This window comes from Nonomuraea sp. B208, from assembly GCF_057536035.1.
In genome coordinates this window covers 41,136-62,790 of the sequence record NZ_BAAJOU010000030.1, presented here as the reverse complement: position 1 = coordinate 62,790, position 21,655 = coordinate 41,136, and the positions used below count along the sequence as shown (strand labels likewise).

20 protein-coding genes are annotated in these 21,655 nt (G+C 71.8%); 15 read left to right on the top strand and 5 right to left on the bottom strand.

What is annotated here, in order from left to right; translation table 11 throughout:
- The first annotated feature begins 32 nt into the window (after positions 1-32).
- From AC27IY_RS41880 to AC27IY_RS41855, 6 genes are all read left to right on the top strand, one after another.
- The gene (locus AC27IY_RS41880; protein ID WP_487181428.1) at positions 33-1,496 is read left to right on the top strand and encodes a glutamate-cysteine ligase family protein; all 1,464 of its coding nucleotides are present in this window, start codon (positions 33-35) and stop codon (positions 1,494-1,496) included.
- Between the two features lie 4 nt (positions 1,497-1,500).
- Positions 1,501-2,166, top strand: coding sequence for a neutral zinc metallopeptidase (locus AC27IY_RS41875; RefSeq protein WP_487181427.1), 666 nt, complete (start codon positions 1,501-1,503; stop codon positions 2,164-2,166).
- Between the two features lie 98 nt (positions 2,167-2,264).
- Positions 2,265-2,522, top strand: coding sequence for a WhiB family transcriptional regulator (locus AC27IY_RS41870; RefSeq protein WP_329585258.1), 258 nt, complete (start codon positions 2,265-2,267; stop codon positions 2,520-2,522).
- 55 nt (positions 2,523-2,577) lie between these two features.
- Positions 2,578-3,270, top strand: coding sequence for a CPBP family intramembrane glutamic endopeptidase (locus AC27IY_RS41865; RefSeq protein WP_449956045.1), 693 nt, complete (start codon positions 2,578-2,580; stop codon positions 3,268-3,270).
- A 207-nt stretch (positions 3,271-3,477) separates the two neighbouring features.
- Positions 3,478-3,699, top strand: a complete 222-nt coding sequence (locus tag AC27IY_RS41860; RefSeq protein WP_423443179.1) for a type II toxin-antitoxin system VapB family antitoxin — start codon at positions 3,478-3,480, stop codon at positions 3,697-3,699.
- Positions 3,690-4,100, top strand: a complete 411-nt coding sequence (locus tag AC27IY_RS41855; protein WP_423443177.1) for a PIN domain-containing protein — start codon at positions 3,690-3,692, stop codon at positions 4,098-4,100. The genes AC27IY_RS41860 and AC27IY_RS41855 overlap by 10 nt, the downstream gene beginning before the upstream one ends.
- A 19-nt stretch (positions 4,101-4,119) precedes the next feature.
- On the opposite strand, the gene AC27IY_RS41850 is transcribed toward AC27IY_RS41855, so the two are convergent.
- Positions 4,120-4,839, bottom strand: a complete 720-nt coding sequence (locus tag AC27IY_RS41850) for a PIG-L deacetylase family protein (protein ID WP_449956038.1) — start codon at positions 4,837-4,839, stop codon at positions 4,120-4,122.
- Between the two features lie 126 nt (positions 4,840-4,965).
- Between AC27IY_RS41850 and pcrA the strand changes: the two genes are divergently transcribed.
- Positions 4,966-7,203, top strand: a complete 2,238-nt coding sequence (gene pcrA, locus AC27IY_RS41845) for a DNA helicase PcrA (protein ID WP_364461788.1) — start codon at positions 4,966-4,968, stop codon at positions 7,201-7,203.
- A gap of 85 nt (positions 7,204-7,288) precedes the next feature.
- Here the strand turns inward: pcrA and AC27IY_RS41840 are convergent, their stop codons facing one another.
- The 3 genes from AC27IY_RS41840 to AC27IY_RS41830 form a co-directional block, all read right to left on the bottom strand.
- On the bottom strand, positions 7,289-8,278 hold the full coding sequence (locus AC27IY_RS41840; protein WP_344216852.1) for a L,D-transpeptidase: 990 nt from the start codon (positions 8,276-8,278) through the stop codon (positions 7,289-7,291).
- Between the two features lie 121 nt (positions 8,279-8,399).
- Positions 8,400-9,032, bottom strand: a complete 633-nt coding sequence (locus AC27IY_RS41835) for a response regulator (RefSeq protein WP_423443171.1) — start codon at positions 9,030-9,032, stop codon at positions 8,400-8,402.
- Complete coding sequence (locus tag AC27IY_RS41830) at positions 9,029-10,243, bottom strand: ATP-binding protein (protein WP_344216848.1); 1,215 nt, start codon at positions 10,241-10,243, stop codon at positions 9,029-9,031. Before AC27IY_RS41830 ends, AC27IY_RS41835 begins: the two co-directional genes overlap by 4 nt.
- Positions 10,244-10,356: 113 nt before the next feature.
- On the opposite strand from AC27IY_RS41830, the gene AC27IY_RS41825 reads away from it, so the two are divergent.
- From AC27IY_RS41825 to AC27IY_RS41790, 8 genes are all read left to right on the top strand, one after another.
- Positions 10,357-12,012 carry a PspC domain-containing protein gene (locus tag AC27IY_RS41825; protein ID WP_487181425.1) on the top strand — a complete coding sequence of 552 codons (1,656 nt, stop codon included), beginning with the start codon at positions 10,357-10,359 and terminating at the stop codon, positions 12,010-12,012.
- Positions 12,002-12,235 carry a hypothetical protein gene (locus AC27IY_RS41820; protein ID WP_344216844.1) on the top strand — a complete coding sequence of 78 codons (234 nt, stop codon included), beginning with the start codon at positions 12,002-12,004 and terminating at the stop codon, positions 12,233-12,235. Before AC27IY_RS41825 ends, AC27IY_RS41820 begins: the two co-directional genes overlap by 11 nt.
- A gap of 73 nt (positions 12,236-12,308) precedes the next feature.
- Positions 12,309-12,791, top strand: a complete 483-nt coding sequence (locus AC27IY_RS41815; protein WP_344216842.1) for a (2Fe-2S)-binding protein — start codon at positions 12,309-12,311, stop codon at positions 12,789-12,791.
- A 20-nt stretch (positions 12,792-12,811) separates the two neighbouring features.
- Positions 12,812-15,187: a xanthine dehydrogenase family protein molybdopterin-binding subunit gene (locus AC27IY_RS41810; protein ID WP_487181637.1), complete on the top strand. Its 2,376-nt coding sequence runs from the start codon at positions 12,812-12,814 to the stop codon at positions 15,185-15,187.
- Positions 15,184-16,038 carry an FAD binding domain-containing protein gene (locus tag AC27IY_RS41805; RefSeq protein WP_449956029.1) on the top strand — a complete coding sequence of 285 codons (855 nt, stop codon included), beginning with the start codon at positions 15,184-15,186 and terminating at the stop codon, positions 16,036-16,038. Before AC27IY_RS41810 ends, AC27IY_RS41805 begins: the two co-directional genes overlap by 4 nt.
- A gap of 93 nt (positions 16,039-16,131) precedes the next feature.
- Complete coding sequence (locus AC27IY_RS41800) at positions 16,132-16,830, top strand: SRPBCC family protein (RefSeq protein ID WP_449956026.1); 699 nt, start codon at positions 16,132-16,134, stop codon at positions 16,828-16,830.
- Between the two features lie 93 nt (positions 16,831-16,923).
- A complete protein-coding gene (locus AC27IY_RS41795) occupies positions 16,924-19,560 on the top strand; it encodes a bifunctional glycosyltransferase/CDP-glycerol:glycerophosphate glycerophosphotransferase (protein WP_487181422.1) in 2,637 nt (878 codons plus the stop codon).
- The gene (locus AC27IY_RS41790; protein WP_487181420.1) at positions 19,557-20,618 is read left to right on the top strand and encodes a glycosyltransferase; all 1,062 of its coding nucleotides are present in this window, start codon (positions 19,557-19,559) and stop codon (positions 20,616-20,618) included. The genes AC27IY_RS41795 and AC27IY_RS41790 overlap by 4 nt, the downstream gene beginning before the upstream one ends.
- Here AC27IY_RS41790 and AC27IY_RS41785 read toward each other — a convergent pair.
- Positions 20,615-21,655: a sulfotransferase family protein gene (locus AC27IY_RS41785; protein WP_364461506.1), complete on the bottom strand. Its 1,041-nt coding sequence runs from the start codon at positions 21,653-21,655 to the stop codon at positions 20,615-20,617. The two genes, AC27IY_RS41790 and AC27IY_RS41785, sit on opposite strands and share 4 nt — an antisense overlap.

Sequence of the window (21,655 nt, the reverse complement as noted above, 5' to 3'; positions counted from 1 at the left end):
CATGTGGCGCTCGGCATGCGACATTGCATGATATGGGCAGGGACGTGCCGGTCGTCGTGTTCAGCCGTGAGGACCGCAGGAAGTACCGCGAGAAGGTACGCCAGTGCCTCGACGTCTTCGCCCAGATGTTGCGCGAGTCCAGGTTCGAGCTCGAACGCCCGCTCGCGGGCCTGGAGATCGAGCTCAACCTCGTGGACGCACGCGGCGAGGCCGCCATGTGCAACGCCGAGGTGCTGGCCGCCATCGCGCGCCCGGACTGGGCGACCGAGCTGGGCCAGTTCAACATCGAGATCAACGTCGAGCCGCAGGAGCTGGGCGGCGACGGGCCGCGGCGGCTGGAGGACGACGTACGCGCCCGGCTGAACCACGCCGAGGAGCGCGCCCGTTCCCTCGGCGGCCACCTGATGCTGGTCGGCATCCTCCCCACCCTGCGCGAGCGGGACGTCGAGGAGGGCTCGCTGTCGGCCAACCCCCGCTACCGGCTGCTCAACGAGCAGATCTTCGCCGCCCGCGGCGAGGACCTGCACCTGTGCATCGAGGGCACCGAACGCCTCGACACCCGCGCCGACAGCATCACGCCGGAGGCCGCCTGCACCAGTGTCCAGCTCCATCTGCAGGTCAGCCCCGAGTCGTTCGCCGCGCACTGGAACGCGGCCCAGGCGATCGCGGGCGCGCAGGTCGCCGTCGCGGCCAACTCGCCGTACCTGTTCGGCAAGGAGCTGCACCACGAGACCAGGATCGCGCTGTTCGAGCAGGCCACGGACACCCGGCCGACCGAGCTGAAGGCGCAGGGCGTACGGCCGCGCGTGTGGTTCGGCGAGCGGTGGATCACCAGCGTCTTCGACCTGTTCGAGGAGAACGTCACCTATTACCCCGCGCTGCTCCCCCTCTGCGCGGACGAGGACCCGCGCGCCGAGCTGGAGCAGGGCCGCATCCCCCAGCTGCACGAGCTGACCCTGCACAACGGCACGGTCTACCGCTGGAACCGGCCCGTGTACGCGGTCGTGGACGGCCTGCCCCACCTGCGGGTGGAGAACCGCGTCCTGCCCGCCGGGCCCACCGTCGCGGACGTGGCCGCCAACGCCGCCTTCTACTACGGGCTGATGCGCGTGCTGCCGTACGACGAGCGGCCGATCTGGAGCCGGATGTCCTTCAGGACCGCCGAGGACAACCTGGCCGCCGCCGCCCGGCACGGCCTCGACGCGCGGCTCTACTGGCCGGGACTCGGCGAGGTGCCCGCGTCGGAGCTGATCCTGCGCCGGCTGCTGCCGGCCGCGCACGAGGGGCTGGCCCTGTGGGGCGTGGACCGCCCGGTCGCCGACCGGCTGCTCGACATCATCGAGGAACGCTGCCTGAGCGGCGTCACGGGAGCCGACTGGCAGGTACGCCGGGTGCGTGCGGAGGGCGGCGACCGGCACGAGGCGCTGCGGGCGATGACCTTGGACTACATCGGGCGTATGCATACGAATGAGCCCGTGCATACGTGGGAAGTCTGAGCTGGTGACCCGCGCGCCCCTCCGCTTCGTGCTCGCCCTGCTCGTCCTGGCCGCCTCCGTCCTGTCCTGCGGCCTGACCCGGCCGCCGTCGATGAACCCGCCCGGCGACGCGCAGCAGGACGACACGTTCGAGGACGACGTCGTCTCGGCGCGGACGCTGAGCGAGCAGTTCTGGAAGCAGCAGTTCGCCCAGCTCGGCCGGACCTACCGGCCGATCACCGAGTTCATCCCCTACTCCGGCTCCGCCGGGCCGAGCTGCGGCGGCCAGCCGGCCGTGCCCAACAACGCCTTCTACTGCCCGGTCGGCCACTTCATCGCCTTCGACCGGGACTGGATGGAGGGGCTGTGGAACGACATGGGCGACGGCTCGGTGTACGTGATCATCCCGCACGAGTTCGGTCACGCGGTCCAGGCCCAGCTCCGCTCGACGTTCCAGCTCAACGTGCAGGCCGAGCTGCAGGCCGACTGCTACGCGGGCGCCACCCTGTCGGGCCTGGTGAGCGGGGGCGCGCTGCGCGCGGAGCCGGGCGACGAGGACGAGCTGCTGCTGAGCCTGGAGGCGGCCGGCGACCCCACGGACGACTGGCTCGACCCGGCCGCGCACGGCACCGCCGAGCAGCGGCAGTCGGCCTTCGCCGAGGGGTACCGGAGCGGCGTGGGCGCCTGCTGACCCCGGCGTTCCTGGCAGCGGAGGTCATCCCGGGGCGTATTCCCCCATCAACCCGGAGGATGATGTGGTCGATCATGTCGGAGCCGTACGGTGGGTCCATGCCACTGGAGGAGATCGGCTGGCTGCGCCGGGGGGCGTGCAGGTCCAGCGACCCTGACCTCTTCTTCCCGCTCGCCCCCTCGCCGCAGCAGGAGGCGCGGGCCAAAGCGGTCTGCGCGAGCTGCCAGGTGCTGGAGGAGTGCCGCGCGTACGCGTTACGAGCGGGCGAGCCGGACGGCATCTGGGGCGGCCTGACCCCGCAGGAGCGCCGCCGCTCCCGCTTCCCGGCCGGCTGGCGCGACTCCGCCGCCTCCTGACCCGACGGGCCCCACGGGACCGCCGGGCGGGCGGGGGCCGACGTAGCCTGCAGAGGTGATCCTCCGCTCCGTCGCCGTGCTGGCCGCCGCCAACGTCATGAACAACAAGGTCGCCCCCCGCCTGGGCCCGCTCACCTCCGCCCTCGCCACCGCCGCCCTGGTGGCGATGGCCCGCAGGTCGGGCGCCACGTGGGAGGAGATGGGGTTCGAGCACGGCCGGCGGGGCGCGGTCACGGGCGGCGTTCTGGCGGGCGCCGTGGCCGCCGTCTACACCGCCGGGGTCGCGCTGCCCCGCACCAGGCCGCTCTTCCACGACGAGCGCGCCCTGTCGCTGTCCCGCGCCCGCCTGCTGGAGGAGGCCCTGATCCAGGTGCCGCTGGCCACGGTCCTGCTGGAGGAGGTCGGCTTCCGCGGCGCCCTGTACGCCATGCTGCGCCGCCGGCACGGCACGGCGGCGGCCACGGCGCTCTCCTCGGCCCTGTTCGGCCTGTGGCACATCCTCCCGGCCGTCGACATGGCCCGCGCCAACCCGGCGCTCGGCGCCCTGACGGCCGGCGAGTCGCCAGCGCGGCTCGACACGGCGCGGGTGGTGGCGGGGAGCGTGGTGTCGACGGCGGCGGCGGGCGTGCTCTTCTGCGAACTGCGGCGCCGCCGTGGCCTGCTGGCTCCCGTCATGTTGCACCTGTCGACGAACTCGCTTGGCTACTTTTTCGCCCGGATCGCAGCGAAAAAGGACGACAAAAAGTGATTGCTTGCTCAGTGGGTCACCACCCCATCTGAGAAGGAAGATCCTTACCTGCCAGGACGAGGATCCTGCACTGCCGTTGGACCGCTCCAAAATTCCGTCATCTCGATGCTCTACCTTCCGTGATCGCGCGCTTCCCACGGCCGGTGCCGCCGGAGGGAAGCGCGTCCAAGATCACTCGTTCTGTGGAGGGTACGGAGGTCATGCCGCATGCGCACGGTCATCGACATCGACAAGGAGCTCCTGGAAGCGGCCCAGCACGAGCTGGGCACTTCGACGATCACGGAAACGGTCAATGCCGCCCTGCAGGAGATCGCCGGTCGGGCGGGGCGTCGCGAGGCGTTCGAGTTCTGGCGGACGAGGAACAGCGAGGATCTGCTGAACCCGGAGATCATGAAGCATGCGTGGTGCCACCAGGACGGATGTACCTGATCGACAGGAGCGCCCTGGCCCGCCTCCGCACGAGTGAAGTCGTCGCCAGGGCGCTGCGCCCGCTCTTCGCGGCCCGGGCCGTGGCCACCTGCGCCATCATCGACCTTGAGGCGGTCCACGGCGCCCGTGACCTCGCCCAGGGCCGCGCCGCCCTGGCAGCCCAGCGGCAGTGCGTCTGGCTCCCCCTCGACCTGGCGGTGGCGCGGCGGGCCCTGGAGGTGCAGCAGCAGCTCCTCGCACGAGGGCGGCACCGTGGGGTCGGGGTGCGCGATCTGCTGGTCGCCGCCTGCGCCGAGGTGCACAGGGTGACCGTGCTGCACTACGACCGCGACTTCGACCTCATCGCCGAGGTGACCGGGCAGCCCGCGCTCTGGGTGGCGCCGCCCGGCTCCATCCCCTGAGCACGCGCGCCTGCCCCGGTCAGGCCGTGGGGACGACCTGGAACGCCTCCGCGTAGCGGCCAGGACCGAACCCGGCCTGCTCGCCCCAGGCGGCGAAGCGGCTCTTGACCCCCTCGGCGAACCCCTCCACGTGCGCCACCTGGCTCACGTGCGACAGCAGGGCCGCGAGCTTGCGGTCGATGACGTCGGTGACGTCCACGTAATGGTCGGGCGTGGCCCCGCCGGTCAGCCAGACCTCGCGGACCGTCCACGCCTCCAGCCCCTCCTCCAGCAGCAGCTCCGGGAAGGCGTACGGGTTGCGGGCGTCGGGGTAGACGGCGTCCAGGGCGGCGCCGCCGACGGCACGGTGGTCGGGGTGGCTCGGCGCGACGAACCGGTAGTTGCGGTCGGGGTGGTGGGTCACCACCAGGTCGGGACGCACCTGCCGGATCACGCGGGCGATCGACCGCCGCAGCTCCAGGGACGGCACGACCTGGCCGTCGGGATAGCCGAGGAAACGGACGTCGGTGACGCCCACGGCCTTCGCCGCGGCGCGCTGCTCGGTCCGCCGCAGCTCGGCCATCCCCGTGTTGTCCAGCGTGCGCTCGTTGCCGCCCGCGTCGCCGTCGGTCACCAGCAGGTAGGTGACCTCGACCCCCTGGTCCACGAAGAGCGCCGCGCTCCCGGCCGCCCCGAAGTCGACGTCGTCGGGATGCGCGGTCACGTACAGCACCCGGTTGATCTCGGTCTGCGGCAGCATGACTCCCCTTTCGCACGGTGTTCTTGAGGGAGAACCGGCGTCCGGCGGATCGCATTCCGGGCGCCGTTTGTCGGTGGAGCGTCTTAACCTAGGTAGGTGCCGACCCAAGTCTCTGTTGACCACCCCTTGCTCGACGGCCTCAACCCGCAGCAGCGCGAGGCCGTGATCCATCACGGCAGCCCCCTGCTCATCGTGGCGGGAGCGGGGTCGGGGAAGACTCGGGTGCTCACCCACCGCATCGCCTACCTGCTGGCCGAGCGTGACGTGCATCCGGGCGAGATCCTGGCGATCACGTTCACCAACAAGGCCGCCAAGGAGATGAAGGAGCGCATCGACAAGCTCATCGGGCCGCGCTCGCGGGCCATGTGGGTGATGACGTTCCACAGCGCGTGCATGCGCATCCTGCGGCGGGAGGCCAAACGGCTCGGGTTCCCGTCCAGTTTCTCCATCTACGACCAGGCCGACTCCCAGCGGCTCATGGCGATGGTCTGCCGCGAGATGGACCTCGACCCCAAGCGCTACCCGCCGCGCTCGTTCTCCGCCCAGGTCAGCAACTTCAAGAACGAGCTGATCGACTACGAGAGCGCGATCGAGCGGGCCGGCTCGCATTTGGAGAAGACGCTCGCGCAGGCCTACAAGTCCTACCAGCTCAAGCTCACCGAGGCCGGGGCGATGGACTTCGACGACATCATCATGAACACGGTGACGTTGTTCCAGCTCTTCCCCGACGTGGCCGAGCACTACCGCATGCGGTTCAGGCACGTCCTGGTCGACGAATACCAGGACACCAACCACGCCCAATACATCCTGATCAGGGAGCTGGTCGGCCACCCCGAGCTGCGCACCGCCGACGGCGAGCAGGTGCGCTCCGGCACCAGCCAGTCCGAGCTGTGCGTGGTCGGCGACGCCGACCAGTCGATCTACGCCTTCCGCGGCGCGACGATCCGCAACATCCTGGAGTTCGAGCGCGACTACCCCGACGCCCGCACGATCCTGCTGGAGCAGAACTACCGCTCGACCCAGAACATCCTGGCCGCGGCCAACGCCGTCATCGCCCGCAACGAGTCGCGCAAGCCGAAGAACCTCTGGTCCGACCAGGGCGACGGCCCCAAGATCGTCGGCTACGTCGCCGACAACGAGCATGACGAGGCCATGTTCGTGGCCCAGGAGGTCGACCGGCTGAGCGACGAGGAGGGCGTGCGGCCGGGCGACGTGGCGGTCTTCTACCGCACCAACGCGGCCTCCCGCGTGTTCGAGGAGATCTTCATCCGCACCGGGCTGCCCTACAAGGTGGTCGGGGGCGTGCGCTTCTACGAGCGCAAGGAGGTCAAGGACCTGCTGGCCTACCTGCGGGTGCTGGCCAACCCCAGCGACGTCGTGTCCCTGCGCCGCATCCTCAACGTGCCCAAGCGGGGCATCGGCGAGCGGGCCGAGGCGATGGTCGAGGCGCTGGCGGCGCGCGAGCGGATCACCTACTGGGAGGCGCTGCGGCGGGCCGAGGAGGCCTACGGCATGGCTACGCGCTCGCTCAACGCGGTGCGTGAGTTCGTCGCGATGCTGGAGGAGCTGATCGCCAAGGCCGAGGGCGTGCCGCCGTCGGCGCTGGCCGAGGAGGTGCTGGTGGCCACCGGCTACCGCGCCGAGCTGGAGGCGTCCGAGGACCCTCAGGACGAGTCCCGCCTGGAGAACCTCAACGAGCTGATCTCCGTGGCCTCCGAGTTCGAGGAGGCCAACCCGGAGGGCACGCTGGTGGAGTTCCTGGAGCAGGTCTCGCTGGTGGCCGACGCCGACCAGATCCCCGAGGCCGACGGCGGGCAGGGGGTCGTCACGCTGATGACCCTGCACACCGCCAAGGGCCTGGAGTTCCCCGTGGTGTTCCTGACGGCGATGGAGGACGGCGTGTTCCCGCACGTCCGGTCGCTGGGCGAGCCCAAGGAGCTGGAGGAGGAGCGGCGGCTGGCCTACGTCGGCATCACCCGGGCGCAGCAGCGGCTCTACCTGACGCGGGCGGCCGTGCGCAGCTCGTGGGGGGCGCCGGCGTTCAATCCGGCCTCGCGCTTCGTCAACGAGGTGCCGGGCACGCTCATCGACTGGCGCACCGATCCGGAGAAGTCGGCGTGGAGCGCCGCCACCCGCAGGGAGCCCGCGGCGCGGCCGGCGCCGGCCAGGGGCGGCGCGGCGGGCGCGGGCGGGCGCAAGGTGCCCTCCCTGACGCCCGGTGACCGGGTGACGCACGACCAGTTCGGCCTCGGCACGGTGGTGTCGGTCGACGGCGTTGCGGAGAAGACCAAGGTCAAGGTCGACTTCGGCAGCGGCGGGGAGAAGACGTTGCTGCTGGCGTACGCGCCGCTGGAGAAGCTGTAGCGGCGGTTGTAGGTACGCCGACGCGAAGGCGCGCCGCCGGCGTCCAGGATCTGCCGGCGGCGCGCCTTCACGCTTTCGGGGTGCTCTACTTCAGGGCGCTGCCCTTCTTCCACTGGCTGTAGCTGAGCTGCCAGTAGCTCCAGCCGTTGTTCCACTGCAGCTTGCGCTTGGTGCCGGTGATCTTCACCACGTCGCCGCGCTGGGCGATCGTGTAGAACCACTTGGCGCCCTCGGGCGTGGCGCGGACGCAGCCGTGGCTCTGGTTGGAGCGGCCGAGATACTGGTAGTAGCCGGCGCTCTGGTGGACGTACTCACCGCTGTCGGAGATCCGCACGGCCCAGGGGATCTCCTCCTTGTAGTAGCGCGGGTCCTTCGGATCCGTCACGCCCATCCAGGAGGAGGTCATGGTCTCGACGGCCTTCTTGCCCATGGTGAGGTGGGTGCCGCTGGTGGTGAGGTAGACGTCCACGCCGCCGCGCATCAGGCCGCCGCGGCCGGCGCTGATCGGGATCTTCTTGGCCAGCTTGCCGTTGCGGTAGACCTTCATGACGTGCTTGCGCGTGTCGACGAGGGAGATGTTCTGGGAGCCGACGGCGAAGCGGCGGGAGACGTCCTTGCCGCCGGTGTTGCCGGGCAGCTCGGACAGCCGCGCGGTGAAGAGCACCTTCTGGTACGGCTTCCAGTACGCCTTCGTCCGATAAATGATCTTGCGGGCCGACACCCACCGCCAGGCGCCCTCGTTGGGCTTGTCGGACTCGACCTGCAGCAGGGCCTCGACCGTGGCGCGGTCCTTGGTCTTCACGTCACGGTCGAACGTGACGATGATCGGGAAACCGACGCCCACCTTCTCGGTCTTCTCCCCCATCGGGGTGATGTCCGCGATGCCCAGCTTGATCTTGGCCGTGGTCGTGGGGGTGGGCGACGGGGTGGTGGTGGCCGCGACCGGGGCGACGGCGGCCTGGCCCTGGGGGGCCGCCGTGGGGCGGGCTTGCGGGATGGGGGCGGTCTCCGCCGCACAGGCCGTCGCGACGACCAGGGCGAACAGAGCCGGAAGCATCCGGGTGACGCGCTTCAAGGGGGTTACTCCTGGACTAAGTGCTCATTCGGTACCTCTCTGTGTGACAAACGAGACGCCTGATTCGTAGGCAGCTAGCCGATAACTATCCTGTAACGGTCCAAATCCGGCCGAATCGGCCTCAGACCAGGCGGCGGGCGGTGGCCCAGCGGGACAGCTCGTGGCGGTTGGAGAGCTGGAGCTTGCGCAGCACGGACGACACGTGCGTCTCCACGGTCTTCACCGAGATGAACAGCTCCTTCGCGATCTCCTTGTACGCGTAACCCCGCGCGATCAGCCGCAGCACCTCCCGCTCGCGCTGGGTCAGCGAGTCGAGCTCCGGGTCGATCGAGGGCGCCTCGGAGGAGGCGAACGCGTCCAGCACGAACCCCGCCAGCCGCGGCGAGAACACCGCATCGCCCTCGGCCACCCGGCGGACGGCGTCGGTCAGCTCCTTGCCGCTGATGTTCTTGGTGACGTAGCCGCGGGCGCCGCCCCTGATGACGCCGATGACGTCCTCGGCGGCGTCGGAGACCGACAGCGCGAGGAAGCGGACCTGCGAGCCGGCGCCGAGCACCCGGCGCAGCACCTCCTGGCCGCCGCCGCCCGGCATGTGCACGTCCAGCAGGACGACTTCCGGCTGCAGCTCGGCGATCGCCTTGACGGCCGACTCGACGTCCTCGGCCTCGCCCACGACCTCGATCGAGTCGCCGAGCTCGGCGCGTACGCCCGAGCGGAAGAGCCGGTGATCGTCGACGATCAGCACGCGCGTCATTCGTTCTCCACCTTCATCTTCAACATCACTTCGGTGCCCTCGCCCGGTTCGGTGCGGATCCTGGCCGAGCCGCCGTGGCGTTCCATTCTGCCGATGATGGACTCCCTGATCCCCATCCGGTCGAGGGGGACCGCGTCGAGATCGAAGCCCTTGCCCCGATCCTTCACGAAAACGGCCACTTCTTCACCCTCTACTTCGGCGTACACCGAGATGGAGTCGCTCTCGCTGTACTTGGCCGCGTTGACCATGGCCTGGCGGGCCGCCTTCATCATGGCCGCGAGCCGGCCGCCCGAGTCGAACGGCACGTCACCGACGCACACCACCTCGATCGGCACGCCGTGCGCGTCCTCCTCCTCGGCCGCGATCCTGCGCACGGCCGCCGCCACCGTCGCGTCGGCGTCCTGGGCCGGCTGGTAGAGCCAGTTGCGCAGGTCGCGCTCCTGCGCGCGGGCCAGGCGGGTGACCTCGCGCGGGTCGTGCGCGACGCGCTGGATCAGCGTCAGGGTGTGCAGCACCGAGTCGTGCACCATGGCGGCGACCTCGGCGCGCTCCTCCTGCCTGATGCGCTCGCGCCGTTCGAGCTGGAGCTCCTTCCACAGGCCGGCCAGCCAGGGCGCGGCGATGACCGCCAGGCCGCCGACCACCACGACGGTGAACAGCAGCCCCTGCTGGGCCTGGGCCAGCTCGCCCTGCCAGTAGAGGAACCCGATCGCGCCGATCACCACCAGCCCCACGCCGAGCAGCGTGCGCACGCGGTTCTTCCTGATGCTGAGCGTCGCCCCGCTCATCCAGCTCCGGCGGCGCTCCGGATCGGCCTGCTGCCACAGGATCAGCGCGCCGATCCCGCCCGCGGCGAACGGCAACATGCCGATGCCGCCCGCCGACGCCCCGGTCAGCCAGCCGAACGCGGCCAGCGCCATCCCGATCGCGGTGAACGCGGCGAGCTGGCTCCAGTCACGCTGCGGCGGCGGCCCCTCGTGCGGCTGACGCGGCGTGACCATCCACAGCACGGCGTAGGCCACCATGCCGACCCCGTTCACCACGCTGAGCAGCACGAACATCAGCCTGATCACCACGGGATCGAGCTTGAGCTGCGTGGCCAGTCCCTGGGCCACCCCGCCGAGCAGGCGGCCCTCCATCGGGCGCATCATCCGCCGGAACGGCGCTTTTTCGCCGGTGCCCGGCTCGGCGAGTGTCTTCTGGTCAGCCATAACACCGTCATCGTCACATGTAAGGGGCGGACCGGGCATCAGGGAACGACCCCCGGGTCGGGTCAGGGGTCTCCCGGATGCGAGTGGTGCGCCGGTGGGGCCACGATGGTGGCATGACAGAAGCTCCGCCCAGGGATCCGGCCGCTCCCCCCACCGTACTGCGACGCAGCAGCGAGGGGCGCATCGTCATGGGGGTGTGCGCGGGGCTGGGCCGCCACACCGGGATCGACCCGGTGGTGTTCCGGGTGGCCTTCGCCGTGCTGCTGCTCGGCTCGGGCGTGGGGCTCTTCTTGTACATCGCGGCGTTCCTGTTGATGAAGGAGCCGAACGGGAGCCCGGGCATCATCGAGCAGTGGACGCGGCGCGACTTCGACGCCGAGACCGTGCTGGCGTTGCTGACGGCGGTGCTCGGTCTCGGGCTGGGGCTCAACCTGGCGACGGTCTGGATCGACGATGGGACGCTCGTGGTGGGCGTGTTCCTGGCGGTGTCGCTGCTGGCCGCGCACGTCAACGGGGTCGATCTGCTGGGGCTGGCCCGGTCGATGCCGGAGCGGCTGAGGCAGCGGCCGCGGGCGGGGCAGCCCGCGCCGACGTATGCGAGCCCGCCGCCCACGCCCCCGGTCCGCCCGGCTCCCCACCCGATGCCCACCATGCCCTCGGCGCCGACCGCGCACTTCGCGCCCACGACGCCCCCGACGCCCCCGGCGCCCGCGCACGAGACGGGGCTGAGCGCGGCGGACCGGGACGAGATACGCAGGGAAGACGCGGTGACGGCGGAGCATCCCGTGCCGCCGTACGAGCCGGTCGCGCACCAGGCCGAGCATGAGGCCGCGCATGAGGCCGAGGACGAGCCGGACACGCACGAGACCGCGCACGAGCCGGCCGCGCACAAGGCCGAGGACGAGCCGGGCGCGCACGAGGCCGGGCCCGGGCCGGCCGGGCGGCAGGAGGCCGGGCAGCGGTCGGCCGAGGACGAGCCGGGCGCGTACCGGCCGCGGACCGCACTCGCCTACGGCGAGCCGTTCGCGCCCAACGGCCCCTACCGGCCCCTCGACCCCGCCAGGCGCGCCGGCGCCGGCGGCTACTCCTCGCCGTACGACCCGGCCCTGTACGTCCGCCCCACGCCGCGCCGCCCGAAGCGCGCGCCTCGCCCCAAATCGTTCATCGGCGGCATCACCATCCTGCTCGCCATCATCATTGGAGGGATCGTCGTGGCGGTCCAGACCAGGTCCGCCGCCGGCGTGAGCCCGACCATCGTCGGCGGCGCGATGCTCATCACCATCGGCGCCGGCCTCCTGGTCGCCACCTGGTGGGGCCGCGGCGCGGGGCTGGTCGCCGCCGGCGCCGCGGTGGCGCTCGCGGTCAGCGTCGGCCTCGCGGTGGGCGGGCTGCCGCGTAATTTCGGCCCGTCCGAGTGGGCGCCGAGCACGCTGAGCGAGCTGGCCGCGGTCCCCGTGTACGACGTCGGCGCGGGCCAGGGCCTGCTGGACCTGTCGGAGCTGGAGCTGCCACCGGGCACGACCGCGTCCGTCGAGGCCAGGATCTCGATGGGCGAGCTGGAGGTGATCGTGCCTCCCACGGTGCGGCTGGAGCTGCACGCCAGCAACAGGGTCGGCGACATCCGCATCGACCAGCGGATCCACGGCGGCGTGAACGTCCGCGTGAACCAGGTGCTGGAGCCGGAGACGAAGCCGGAGGGCAAGGTCTCGACGATCGTGCTCGACCTGAAGGGCGGGCTCGGCGACATGGAGGTGCGGCGTGCCGCGTGAGACGGACCCGTGGGACGGGATAGCTTACGAGGTGGAGCGGCCCCGGCGGGTGCACCGTACGGACTGGATGGCGCTGTTGAGCGGCGTGCTCTTCGTCGCGCTCGGGATCTTGGTGGTGACCCGTGCGCTCACGGATGCCCTGGTCCTGATGGGTGTCCTGGTGCTCGGGCTGGCCTTCGCGGGCCTCGTGGCGATCGTCGCGAGGGCGGTCCGCGGTAAGTGACCCTTGACCGGGCGTAACACAAGCGTAATTTCGGGTGTGTCCGCCTTTCCCCGCTCCTTGAGAGGGAGGACGTATGCCCCGAATCTCCGTCACCGTGGACGGAATCACCTACGAAGAGGACGTCGAGCCGCGACTGCTGCTCGTCCATCTGCTCAGAGAACGCCTCGGCAAGACCGGCACCCCGGTCGGCTGCGACACCAGCAACTGCGGCGCCTGCACCGTCATGCTGGACGGCAAGAGCGTCAAGAGCTGCTCGGTGCTGGCCGTGCAGGCCGACGGCTGCGAGGTCGTCACCATCGAGGGCCTCGGCACGGCCGGCGCTATGCACCCGATGCAGCGGGCCTTCCACGAAGAGCACGCGCTGCAGTGCGGCTACTGCACGCCCGGCATGGTCATGGCGGCGATCGACCTGCTCCGGGACGACCCGGACCCGTCGGAGGACGCCATCAGGCAGGGGCTTGAGGGCAACCTGTGCCGCTGCACCGGCTACTGCAACATCGTCCGCGCGGTACGCCGTGGCGCCCAGGAGATGGGGCAGGCGGTGAGCACGCAGTGAGCGAGCTGGACACCGGCGCGGTGGCCGAGCAGATAGCGCAGAGCGACCAGGTCAACGAGCCTGCGGCCACGCCGGAGCTGGGCCGGCCACGGCGGCGCAAGGAGGACGCGCGGCTGCTGACGGGGCGTACGCGGTGGACGGACAACCTGACCCGCCCCGGCCTGCTGCACGTGGTCTTCCTGCGCAGCCCGATGGCGCACGCCAGGATCACCCGGGTGGACGTGTCAGGGGCACGCGGGCTGCCCGGGGTCGTGGCGGCCTTCAGCGGCCAGGACTTCGCGGACGAGCAGGGCAGCCTGCCGTGCGCGTGGCCGGTCAGCGAGGACATCGTCATCCCCGACCACCCGCCGATGGCGGTCTCCGAGGTCCGGTACGTCGGCGAGGCCGTGGCCTGCGTGGTCGCCACCGACCGCTACAAGGCGGCCGACGCGCTGGAGGCCATCGAGGTCGACTATGAGCCGCTGCCCGCGGTGCTCGACATGGAGGAGGCGCTGACCGAGGGCAGCCCGAAGGTGCACGAGGCGGGCAACAAGGCGTTCAGCACCAAGATCGTCTCGGGCGACGTCGAGGCGGCCTTCCGTGACGCGCCGGTCGTCATCGAGCGCACCTTCCGCCAGCAGCGGCTCATCCCGAGTGCGATGGAGCCGCGGGCGGTGCTCGCCGACACCGACGGCGACACGTTCACCATGTGGACCTCCACGCAGATCCCGCACGTCCTGCGGGTGATGCTGGCCGTGGTGACCGGCATCCCCGAGCACCGGCTGCGGGTGGTCGCGCCCGACGTCGGCGGCGGGTTCGGCTCGAAGCTGCAGGTGACGGCCGAGGAGGTGCTCTGCCTGCTGCTGGCCCGCAGGCTCGGCAAGGCGGTCAAGTGGACCGAGAGCCGCTCCGAGGGCAACCTGACCGTGCACCACGGCCGGGACCAGCTCCAGCGCCTGCGGCTGGCCGCCGACGCCGACGGGCGGCTGCGCGGGCTCCGGGTGGATCTGCTGGCCGACATGGGCGCGTACCTGATGCTGGTCACGCCGGGCGTGCCGATGCTGGGCGCGGCCATGTTCAACGCCATCTACAAGATGGACGCCTACGAGTTCGCCTGCACCGGCGTGTTCACCACCAAGATGCCGACCGACGCCTACCGGGGCGCGGGCCGGCCGGAGGCGACGTTCGGCATCGAGCGCATGATGGACGAGCTCGCCGCCGAGCTGGGCGTGGACCCGCTGGAGGTGCGCCGGCGCAACTGGATCAGGCACGAGGAGTTCCCGTACACCACGATCGCGGGGCTCACCTACGACTCGGGCAACTACGAGGCGGCGACGGACAAGGCGCTGTCGATGTTCGGCTACGACAAGCTGCGCGCCGAACAGGCCGACCGGCGGGACCGGGGCGACCCGGTGCAGCTCGGCATCGGCGTCAGCACCTACACCGAGATGTGCGGGCTGGCGCCGTCCCGGCTGCTCGGCGAGTCGAACTACGGCGCGGGCGGCTGGGAGCACGGCTCGATCCGCATGCTGCCGACGGGCAAGGTCGAGGTCATCACCGGCACCAGCCCGCACGGGCAGGGCCACGTGACGTCGTGGAGCCAGATCGTGGCCGACTCGCTCGGCGTGCCGTTCGAGGACGTCACGGTGCTGCACGGCGACACGGCGATCTCCCACAAGGGCATGGACACCTACGGCTCGCGCTCGCTCGTCGTGGGCGGCATCGCCGTGCTGCGGGCGTGCGACAAGGTCAAGGACAAGGCCCGTACGCTGGCCGCGCACCTGCTGGAGTGCTCCCCGGACGACCTGGAGTTCGCCGGGGGCGCGTTCAAGGTGCGGGGCACGGACGCGCAGCGGACCATCCAGGAGCTCGCCTACGCCGCGTTCACGGCCCACGACCTGCCCGAGGGCGTGGAGGCGCGGCTGGACGCCGACGCCACGTTCGACCCGGACAACTACTCCTTCCCGCACGGCACCCACCTGTGCGCGGTGGAGGTGGACACCGAGACGGGCATGGTGCGGATCCGCTCGTACGTGGCGGTGGACGACGTCGGCAAGGTGGTGAACCCGCTCATCGTGGAGGGCCAGGTGCACGGCGGCATCGCGCAGGGCGTCGCGCAGGCCCTGTACGAGGAGGCCGTCTACGACGCCGACGGCAACCTGCTCACCACGACGATGGCCGACTACCTGCTGCCGTCGGCGGCCGACCTGCCGACGTTCCAGCTCGACCGGACCGAGACCCCGGCCACCAGCAACCCCCTCGGCGTCAAGGGCGTCGGCGAGGCGGGCACGATCGCCTCGACCCCGGCCGTGGTGAACGCGATCGTGGACGCGCTGCGCCCGTCCGGCGTGCGCGACGTCGAGATGCCGTGCACGCCGGAGCGGGTGTGGCGGGCACTGGAAGGAGCGCGCCGATGATCCCCGCGCAGTTCGAGTACGTGCGCCCGGACTCGCTGGCCGAGGCGTCGCGGGTCCTCGCCGCCGACGAGGACGCGAAGGTGCTGGCGGGCGGGCAGTCGCTGCTGCCGCTGCTGCGGCTGCGGCTGGCGTACCCGTCGACACTGGTGGACGTGGGACGGCTGGCGGAGCTGCGGGGCGTGCACGACCGCGGCGACCACGTCCACATCGGCGCGCTGACCACGCACGACGAGGTGATGCGCTCCGAGGTGGTCAACGAGGGCTGCCCGCTGGTGGCGCTGGCCACCGCCCATGTGGCGGATCCGGCGATCCGGCACCGGGGCACGTTCGGCGGCTCGCTGGCGCACGCCGATCCGGCGGGCGACCTGCCCGCGGTGGTGCTGGCGCTGGACGGCGTGTTCGTGGCGAGCTCGGCCCAAGGCGAGCGGGAGATCCCGGCGGCCGAGTTCTTCGTCGACTACCTGGAGAACGCGCTCGACGCCGGCGAGATCCTGACCGGGGTCAAGATCCCGAAGCTGGGGCCGGACTGGGGCTTCCACTACGAGAAGTTCCACCGTACGGCGCAGGCGTGGGCCATCGTCGGCGTGGCGGCGGCGGTCAGGCGGTCGAACGGCTCGATCACCGAGGCCAGGATCGGGCTGACGAACATGGGCTCGACGCCGGTCCGGGCCCGCGCGGCCGAGGCCGCGCTCCAGGGCGCGGAGCTCGGTGACGGGTTGCGGCAGGCCTGCGCGGAGGCGGCGGCGGACACCGATCCCCCGGCCGACCTGCACGGCCGGCCGGACTACCGCAGGCACCTGGCCAGGGTGCTGACCCATCGGGCGGTGCGCGCCGCCACGGGCGCGCCCTGACCGGCCTGTCCGGATGACCTGGCGGGGGCGTCTCTTCCGGGGCGCCCCCGCCGCGTCGTAGTGTCGGGAACCATCGGCAGAAGGAGCGGATCGATGGCGATGCGGTTCGAGCACGAGTTCACTGTTCCGGTTCCGGTCGAGCAGGCGTGGGCCGTGCTGCTCGACGTCGAGCGGATCGCCCCCTGCCTGCCCGGGGCCACGCTCGACAGCTACGAGGGTGACGAGTTCACCGGCAGGATGAAGGTCAAGGTCGGCCCGATCACCGTCACCTATCGAGGCTCGGCCAAGTTCGAGGACGTGGACAAGGACTCCCGCTCGCTCACCATCCAGGCGTCGGGCAAGGAGGCCCGCGGCTCCGGCACGGCCTCGGCCACCGTCAGGGCCCGGCTGACGCCGCGCGAGGAGTCGACGGCGGTGACGGTGGAGACAACGTTCCACGTGACGGGGCGGCCCGCGCAGTTCGGCCGCGGGGTGATGGCGGAGGTGGGCTCGCGGCTGCTGGACAAGTTCGCCGACAACCTCGCCGAGCTGCTGTCCGAGCCGCGAGAGCAGGCCCAGGTCGAGGACCAGCCGAAGGAGGTGGAGGAGGAGCGGCACCTGACGGCCGTACCCGCTCCCGAGCCGCCGCCCCACGCCCAGGGCACGGTGCGCACCTCGCGCTCGCCCGACGAGGAGGCGCTCGACCTGCTGGAGATCGCCGGGCAGCCGGTGCTCAAGCGGCTGGCGCCGGTGGCGGGCGCGCTCGCGGCGCTGCTGATCGTCATCTGGGTCGTCCGTCGCCTGCGGCGCTGATTTTCGGCAAATAGTCCATCAAGTCCGGACACTTCCCCCAGCTCGGGGGCAGGGCCCTCCCCGCAGGTGGTTCGACCAGCGGGGGGACTTGGGATGCCGGACTGCAGCGTGGTCGTCATCACGTACAACGACGCCGCCCGCCTGCCCAGGGCCGTGCGCTCCGTGCTCCGCCAGTCGCTGCGCGACCTCGAAGTGGTCATCGCCGACGACGCGAGCACGGACGGCACGCCGGAGGTGGCCGCGAGCCTGGTCGCGCTGGACCCACGGGTGCGCTACCTGCGCAGGAAGGTCAACAGCGGGCACTGCGGGGCGCCGCGCAACGACGGCGCGGACGCCGCGGCGGCCCCGTACGTCATGTTCCTCGACAGCGACGACGAGCTGCCCCGGCACGCCTGCAAGAGCCTGCTCGCCGAGATCGAGCGCACCGGCGCGCAGTTCGTCTCGGGCCAGATCTCCCGCCTGTACGAGGCCGTCGGCAAGCTGCGGCCGTACTACCCGTCGCTGTTCGCCCGCCGCCGCGTGGTGGAAGGCATCCGCGAGGACCCGGAGCTGTTCCTCGACTCCTTCAGCACCAACAAGCTCTACGACGTGGCCTGGCTGCGCGAGCGGGGGCTGCGCTTCCCGGAGGACATCGACTACGAGGACCACGTCTTCGCCGCCGACCTGTACGCCCTCGCCCGCCGCTTCGCGATCGTCCCGTGGACGGTCTACCACTGGCACCGCGCCTGCGACGGCGTCTCGATCTCGCTGAGCGTGGACGACCTGGACAACGTCCGGCAGCGGGTCCTCGCCGCCCGCATGAGCGACGACCGGCTGCGCGCCCACGGGGCCGGCGACCTGGTGCCGCACCGGCAGCGCCGCTTCGTCCGGCAGGACCTGCGGGTCTACCTCAACCCGCTGCCCTCCCGCGACCTGGTGTGGGTCAAGGAGTTCGCCTCGATCGTCCGGCCGTACCTGGCGCGGATCCCGGCCGAGGTGCTGGAGCAGGCCGCGCCCCTGGAGCGGGTGTGCTGCCGGCTCATCCTCGACGACCGGATCGAGGATTTGCGCGTCGCGGCCGGCTCGCTGACCGGGCCGCGGGCCGCGCCGCGGGCGGCGGTACGGCTCGACGGGCGCACGTACTGGGGGACGACGGTCTCCCCCGGCCTGGACATCACCGCGCTGCGGCTGGCCGAGCTGCCCTTCGCCGCCGCCCGGCTGCGGCACGAGGCGAGCGAGCTGGTCCGCGACGGGGACCGGGTGCGGATGACCGTGCGCACCTTCGACCCGTTCGGCGCGCTGCCGCCGGACTGGACGGCGTTCCTCCAGGTCGGCAGGGTGCGCGTGCCGATCAGGCCGGAGCCGTCGGGCGAGGGCGGCTACGTCAGCGAGGTCGCCTTCACGCCCGCCGGGAAGTGCGAGCCGAGGATCGGCTTCACCCGCGCCTCGGACGGGCACACCACGACCGACCGGATCATCGTGGACCCGCGCCTGCGGCCGATCGAGCTGCCCGGCGGCCGGGTGCAGGCCGAGGGACACGCGGGCTACCTGTGCGTACGGGCCACCCGCACCGGGCGGCGGCTGCGCGAGCGGCTGTGGCGGGCGTTCGTGCGGCGGGTCGGCACGCCGGGGAACAAGCTGCGGGCGTACAAGGTGCTCGTCAAGGTGGTGCGCCCGCGCCCGGACCTCGCCCTGTTCGAGTCCGACGTCGGCAAGGGCTGCTGCGGCAGCCCGCGCGCGCTCTACGAGGAGCTGCGCCGCCGCGACCTGCCGATCGAGGTCGTCTGGTCGCTGGCCAAGGGCCGGGGCGACGTCCCGCGCGGCGCCCGCCGGGTACGCCGCGGAAGCTGGCGCCACCTCTGGACGATGGCGCGGGCCGGCATCTGGGTGGACAGCCACGGCTTCCCGCTGGACTACCCGAAGCCGCGCGGCACCCGCTACCTGCAGACCTGGCACGGCCAGGGCATCAAGTCGATCGGCTTCGACGCGCCCGACCTGCGCTCCGACTTCGACCGGCCGCGCGCCCAGTGGCGCGCGGCGGTGGCGCGGTGGGACGCGCTGGTGTCGCCGAGCGCGGAGTTCTCCCGCCTCTTCGTGCCGTCCAACGGCTACACCGGCAAGGTCTACCGGTACGGGACGCCGCGCTGCGACGCCCTGGTGCGCGGCGAGCCGACCGGCGACGTACGCGGGGTCCTGGACCTTCCGCCGGGGCGGCGGGTCCTGCTCTACGCGCCCACCTACCGCGACCGGGCCATGGGCAGCGGCCGATCGGTACGGGCCGACCTGGAGCTGCTGGCGGAGGAGCTGGCCGGGGAGTGGGTGGTGGTGCTGCGCACGCACCCGGTCGAGCGCTACGAGACGCCCGAGCACCTCAGGCACTTCGTCCGCCCCGCCGGGCGCTACCCGGAGGTCAACGACCTGATGCTGGCCTCGGACGCGCTGCTCACCGACTACTCGTCCCTGATGTGCGACTACGCGATCACCGGCAGGCCGATGGTGTTCTACCTCGACGACTGGGACGACTACCGGCTGTCCGAGCGCGGCGTCTACCACGACCTGCCCGCCATCGCCCCCGGCCCGTGCGTCACCACCACCGAGGAGCTGGTGGACGTGCTGCGGCGCCTGGACGAGGAGCACGCGGCCCACGCCGGACGCTACGCGGCCTTCCGCGAGCTGTGGTGCGCCGAGGAGCGTGGCGACGCGGCGGCGCGGATCGTCGACGACTTCTTCCGGGTGGGGGCCCGCCGATGAGCCGGGTCGTCTTCGCCTGCGTGGACGCCGACACGCTGGGCGGCATCCAGCAGGTCACGCACACCCTCGCCCAGGGCCTGGCGGGGCGCGGCCACGAGGTGCACGTCATCGGCCTGCACCGGGCCCGCTCCCCGTTCCGGTACGTGGACCGCCCGCGCTACCACCACCACGTGATCAGCCGCGCCGAACCCGGCAACCGCCTGGCCCGCGTCCGCGCCGACCGGCGGCTGCGCCGGCTGCTCGGCCGCATCGCGCCCGGGTACGCGGTGATGACCTCGCCGTCGGCGGTGATCCGGGTGCGCGACCTGCTGCCCGCCGGTCTCCGGTCGATCGGCCAGTACCACGGCTCCTACGACCACGCGCGCGGCTGCTGGCACCTGGGCTCGATCAGGAAGCACTACGCCGACCTCGACCAGGCGGTCTTCCTGAGCGAGGACGACGCCTGGAGCTTCGCCGAGCACGCCCTGCTGCCGAACGCCCGCGCGCTGCCCAATCCGCTGGCCCGCTGGCCGGAGCGGATGGCCGCGCTCGACGTCCCCCGGGTGCTGGGCGTCGGCCGGCTGGAGGGGGTCAAGCGGTTCGACCGGCTGATCAGCGCTTTCGCCCGTGCGGGCCTGCCGGAGCCGTGGGAGCTGCACCTGATCGGCGACGGCGGCGAGCGGGAGCGGCTGCGCGCGCACGCCGGGCGGGAGGGCGTGGCCGGCCGGGTGGTCTTCCGCGGTCTGGTCCCGGCCGCCGAGATGTCCGCCGAGTACCTGTCGGCGTCGGTGCTGGCGCTGACCAGCGAGCACGAGGGTTTGCCGGTCGTGCTGCTGGAGGCAGGGGCGCACGGGGTGCCGTCGGTGGCCTTCGACGTCTCGGGCGGCGTGCGCGCGGCGGGCCAGGTGCTGGTGCCGCCGGGGGACGTGGACGCCTTCGCGGCCGAGCTGCGCCGGCTCGCGGATTCCGTGGAGGAGCGGCGGCGGCTGGGGGCCGACGCCCGCGCACGGGCCGAGGCGTTCCGCCTCGACCACGTGCTGGACGACTGGGAGCGGCTGTTCGCCCACGTCGATCGTTAGATGGCGGGCTCGGTGATCTCGGTGCGCTGGCGCGGCACGCCGGCCAGCGAGCGCTGGCGCGTGGTCAGCAGGGCGGCCACCGGGCTGGGCTCGCGCAGCCGGTTGAAGCGGTCGCGCATGTGCTTGCGCATGCGGCTGGCCCTGCGCTTCTGCATGGTCTTCTGGGCGGCGATGATGTGCTCCTTGGCCGGCCTGGCCGCGCCCGTCAGCTCGTAGCCCAGGGACTCCAGGCGGTCGCCGAGCATGTGCTCGCACAGCGAGACCTCCCAGTCGTCCAGCCGGTTGGCCCAGCTCCCGACGCGGCTGCGGATGACCTCGCCGTGCGTGTTGCTGTGCCAGACCTTGTGCTCGGGCACCGCGACGCTGGCCGCCTCGCGCGGGGAGATCATCGCGGCGGAGAAGTCCTCCTCCAGGAAGTGGCAGAGCTTCTTCAGCTCGGTCGCGGGGTCGTCGGTGAGGTCCTCGTAGCGCAGCTCGTAGTAGGTGTCCTCGGGCAGGGTGCGCTTGAGCTTGACCCCCGCGTCGATCGCCTCGGCCCAGGTGGAGACGGCGTGGAAGGAGTCCAGGGTGTACCAGGGCATCTCCTTCAGCGAGGCCACGCAGTCGCGGCCGTCCCTGATGAGGTGGACGAACTGGGCGTCGGGGAAGAGCCGCAGCAGCATGTCGACCTGCTTGACGTAGCTCGGGCGCTTGTCGCCCCAGCGGGCCTTGTCGAAGCGGTCGGCGTACATCCGGAAGGCCGTGCCGATCACGGAGCCGAGCGAGCCGGGGCCCTCGACCGCCTGCTGGACGAACTCGTCCTTGTCGATCTTGAGCTCGCGGAACTTGGTGCTGCGGTCGGTCGCGATCCACTGCGCGAGCGCCCTGCGGCGCGAGGCGATCCGCAGGTCGCCCCAGGCGCGGCGGCGGTAGTAGGCGGGTACGAGGAAGCGGGTCTCGGGCGGCACCGCCATGTGCGGGTGCGAGTGCAGCATGAGCTGGAGCATCGTGGTGCCGGAGCGCGGGCATCCGATGACGAAGACTGGCCTGTCGGACAT